Consider the following 4700-nt stretch of genomic DNA (forward strand, 5'->3'; position numbering starts at 1 on the left):
GCGCCCCCCTCCCCCCCCCCCCCCCGCGGCGCCCCGGCCACAAGCCGGGGCGCCGCTGTTTCTGCACCACCCACGCTGACCGCATACCCCGCAGATCGGCCGGCCGCCTGGTGCCGGGAACGTCCGACCTGATCCGCGACTCGACTCGCGGGACCCCGTCGGCTGCCCTAATGTTCAGAAGGTCAGCTTCCGCCAGCGGGGAAGGGGGTCCGGGATGGGTCTGAAGACCTTCATCGAGGGGTGGCCGGTCTACCGGCAGCTCACCGGCACCGACCCGCTCGGGCGGGGCGCCGCCGCTCAGTCGGCCCGTTCGGCCGCGCTGACCGCGCGCACCGAGACGGCCGACAGCATGGCCCGCTCGGTCTGCCCGTACTGCGCGGTGGGCTGCGGGCAGCGGGTGTTCGTGAAGGACGGCCAGGTCACCCAGATCGAGGGCGACCCGGACAGCCCGATCTCCCGCGGTCGGCTCTGCCCGAAGGGCTCGGCCAGCAAGAATCTGGTCACCAGTCCGTTGCGGCAGACTACCGTCCGCTACCGCCGGCCGTACGCGACGGAGTGGGAGGACCTCGACCTCGAGACGGCGATGGACATGATCGCCGACCGGGTGATCGCCGCCCGCGACGCCACCTGGGAGGACACCGACGAGCAGGGGCGGACGTTGAACCGCACCCTGGGCATCGCCAGCCTGGGCGGCGCCACGCTGGACAACGAAGAGAACTACCTCATCAAGAAGCTCTTCACGGCGCTCGGCGCACTACAGATCGAGAACCAGGCGCGTATTTGACACTCCGCCACCGTCCCCGGTCTGGGGACCAGCTTCGGTCGCGGCGGCGCGACGGTCTTCCAGCAGGACGTCGCCAACGCTGACGTCGTCATCATCCAGGGCTCGAACATGGCCGAGGCCCACCCGGTGGGCTTCCAGTGGGTGATGGAGGCGAAGCTGCGGGGAGCCAAGGTCTTCCACATCGACCCGCGGTTCACCCGTACCAGCGCGCTGGCCGACACCTACCTGCCGATCCGCGCGGGCAGCGACATCGCGCTGCTGGGCGGCATCGTGCGCTACATCCTGGACAACGAGCTGGACTTCCGGGAGTACGTCGTGGCGTACACCAACGCCGCGACCATCGTCAGCGAGGAGTTCGCCGACACCGAGGACCTGGACGGCCTCTTCTCCGGCTACGACCCGGAGACCAACACGTACGGCCAGCGCAGCTGGCAGTACGCGGGCCACGAGCAGAACTCCGGCGACCGCGACACGCACAAGGAGCGGGAGACGGCGGCCGGCCTGCGGCACGAGTCGCACGGCATGCCGGTCGGCGGCCAGGTGCAGCGGGACGAGACGCTGCAGCACCCGCGCTGCGTCTACCAGATCCTCAAGCGGCACTACGCCCGCTACACGCCGGAGATGGTGGAGCGGACCTGCGGCATCCCGCAGGAGAAGTTCCTGGAGCTGGCGCGCGCCTGGACGGAGAACTCCGGCAGGGACCGCACCGGGGTGCTCATCTACTCGGTCGGCTGGACCCAGCACAGCGTGGGCGTGCAGTACATCCGCACCGGCGCGATCATCCAGCTGCTGCTGGGCAACATGGGCCGCCCCGGCGGCGGGGTCCTGGCGCTGCGCGGCCACGCCAGCATCCAGGGTTCGACGGACATCCCGACGTTGTTCAATTTACTGCCCGGCTATCTCCCGATGCCGCACTACACCGATCACGCCACCTTCACCGACTGGGTGGACAGCATCCGGCACCCCGGCCAGAAGGGCTTCTGGGACAACGCCCGGGCGTTCGGCGCGAGCCTGCTCAAGGCGTACTGGGGTGAGGCGGCGACGCCGGAGAACGACTTCTGTTACGGCTACATGCCCCGGATGACCGGCGACCACGGGACGTACCAGACGGTGCTGAACATGATCGACGGCAAGGTCAAGGGATACTTCCTGCTCGGCCAGAACCCGGCGGTCGGCTCGGCGCACGGCAAGGCGCAGCGGCTGGGCATGGCGAACCTGGACTGGCTGGTCGTCCGCGACCTGTTCATGATCGAGAGCGCGACGTTCTGGAAGAACAGCCCGGAGGTGGAGACCGGCGAGATCGTGCCGGAGGAGTGCCGTACCGAGGTGTTCTTCATCCCGGCGGCCTCGCACGTGGAGAAGGAGGGCACCTTCACCCAGACCCAGCGGCTGCTGCAGTGGCGGGAGAAAGCGCTGGACCCGCCGGCGGACGCCCGTTCGGAGCTGTGGTTCTTCTTCCACCTCGGCCGGATCATCCGGGAGAAGCTGGCCGCCTCGGACAAGCCCCGTGACCGCGCGGTGCGCGACCTCGCCTGGGACTACCCCACGCACGGGGACCTAGCGGAACCGAGCGCGGAGGCGGTGCTCAAGGAGATCAACGGGTACGAGGTGGCGACCGGCCGCCCGCTGTCCGCGTTCACCGAGGCCAAGGACGACGGCTCCACCGCCGTCGGCTGCTGGATCTACACCGGCGTGTTCGCCGACGGGGTCAACCAGGCCGCCCGGCGCAAGTCCCGGCACGACCAGGACTGGGTGGCCGCCGAGTGGGGCTGGGCCTGGCCGGCCAACCGCCGCATCCTCTACAACCGCGCCTCGGCCGACCCGGACGGCCGGCCGTGGAGCGAGCGCAAGAAGTACGTGTGGTGGGACGCCGGCAAGGGCGAGTGGACCGGCTACGACGTGCCGGACTTCGAGAAGAAGAAGCCGCCGACCTACCGGCCGCCGGAGGGCACCAGCGGTGTCGAGGGGCTCGCCGGCGACGACGCGTTCATCATGCAGGGCGACGGGAAGGGCTGGCTGTACGTGCCGACCGGCCTGCAGGACGGCCCGATGCCGACGCACTACGAGCCGGCCGAGTCCCCGCTGCGCAACCCGCTGTACGGGCAGCAGGCCAACCCGACCCGCAAGGTCTACGACAACCCGGTGAACTCGGTGAACCCGAGCCCGCCGCAGGCGCACTCCGACGTCTTCCCGTACGTGTTCACGGTCAGCCGGCTCACCGAGCACCACACCGCGGGCGGGATGAGCCGGATGGTGGCCCGGCTCGCCGAGCTGCAGCCGGCGATGTTCGTCGAGGTCTCGCCGGAGCTGGCGGGCGAGCTCGGCCTGGATCACCTCGGCTGGGCGCACTTGATCAGCGGTCGGGCGGCGATCGAGGCACGCGTCCTGGTCACCGACCGGCTCACCCCGCTGCGCCTGGACGGGCGGGTGATCCACCAGGTGTGGCTGCCGTACCACTTCGGCCGGGAGGGAATCGTCACCGGCGACTCGGTCAACGACCTGTTCGGCATCACGCTGGATCCGAACGTGCTGATCCAGGAGAGCAAGGTCGGTACGTGTGACATCCGGCCCGGCCGCCGGCCGACCGGACACGCCCTGCTGGAGTTGGTGGACGACTACCGGCGCCGGGCCGGGCTGACCGGCGGCCGCCCGCCGATCGTCACCACCGACGCGTCCGAACGGGAGGTCGGATGATCGAGGCCAACAGCCTGTACGGCCCGCTCGACCCGGCCCCCGACGCCGGCTGGGTCGAGGCGCCGCCGCGGATGGGCTTCTTCACCGACACCAGCGTCTGCATCGGCTGCAAGGCCTGCGAGGTCGCCTGCAAGGAGTGGAACGACGTTCCCGACTCCGGGTTCGACCTGCTCGGCATGTCGTACGACAACACCGGCGCGCTGACCGCCAACTCGTGGCGGCACGTCGCGTTCATCGAGCAGCCTCGGCCGGCCGGGCATCGCACCCCGCCGTTCGCCGGCAACCCGACGGGTGAGGCGTCCAGCCCCGCCAACGCGGCCGCCGCCGCCGGCACGGTGACGGACACCGGCACCAACCCCGGCCTTCCCCCCGGTCAGCTGGCGGCCGCCGCGCGGATGGCCGCCGGCCCGGAGTTCCTCGGCATGCCCGGAGCGCAGCCGCCCGGCAGGGCCACCGGGGCGGAGTCCCGCACCGACTTCCGCTGGCTGATGATGTCGGACGTCTGCAAGCACTGCACCCACGCCGCGTGCCTTGACGTCTGCCCGACCGGCAGCCTGTTCCGCACCGAGTTCGGCACGGTGGTGGTGCAGGAGGACATCTGCAACGGCTGCGGCTACTGCATCTCCGCCTGCCCGTACGGGGTGATCGACCAGCGCAAGGGCGACGGCCGGGCGTGGAAGTGCACGCTCTGCTACGACCGGCTCGGCGCCGGGAAGACCCCCGCCTGCGCGCAGGCCTGCCCGACCGAGTCCATCCAGTTCGGCCCCCTCGACGAGCTGCGGGACCGCGCCGCGCAGCGGGTCGCCACCCTGCACGAGCGGGGGGTGCCGGAGGCCCGCCTCTACGGTCACGACCCCACCGACGGCGTCGGCGGCGACGGCGCGTTCTTCCTGCTCCTCGACGAGCCCGAGGTGTACGGCCTGCCGCCGGACCCGGTGGTCACCACCCGGGACCTGCCGAAGATGTGGAAGCGGGCCGGGCTGGCCGCCCTGGCCATGGCAGCAGCGGCGGTCGCCGCCTTCGTCGGAGGTTCATCGTGAGTCCGGAACGCGCCCCGGTGGGCCACCTGTTCCGCCGCTTCCGCGAGCGGCTCGCCGCCGAAGGCCCGGAGCGCCTCGGCGGGACCGGCGGGCACGCCGGCCACGGCCCGAAGGTGACCCCGCCGCCCGGCACGGCGCCCGAGGGTGGGCCCGGCACACCAGGGGTGAACGGCAGCGCCGGG

The 4700-nt window shown here is 71.4% G+C and carries 2 protein-coding genes and 1 pseudogene; all 3 read left to right on the plus strand.

Going from position 1 to position 4700, the window contains the following annotated elements:
• The first annotated feature begins 214 nt into the window (after positions 1–214).
• A complete protein-coding gene (gene fdh / locus ACWEVO_RS30490) occupies positions 215–3478 on the plus strand; it encodes a formate dehydrogenase (protein WP_452310919.1) in 3264 nt (1087 codons plus the stop codon).
• A complete protein-coding gene (locus ACWEVO_RS30495) occupies positions 3475–4518 on the plus strand; it encodes a 4Fe-4S dicluster domain-containing protein (RefSeq protein WP_452310920.1) in 1044 nt (347 codons plus the stop codon). Before fdh ends, ACWEVO_RS30495 begins: the two co-directional genes overlap by 4 nt.
• Positions 4515–4700: pseudogene (locus ACWEVO_RS30500) on the plus strand (NrfD/PsrC family molybdoenzyme membrane anchor subunit); the annotation flags it as partial. The gene ACWEVO_RS30495 and the pseudogene ACWEVO_RS30500, both read left to right, overlap by 4 nt.

The sequence above is a fragment of the Micromonospora sp. NPDC003776 genome (assembly GCF_053605645.1).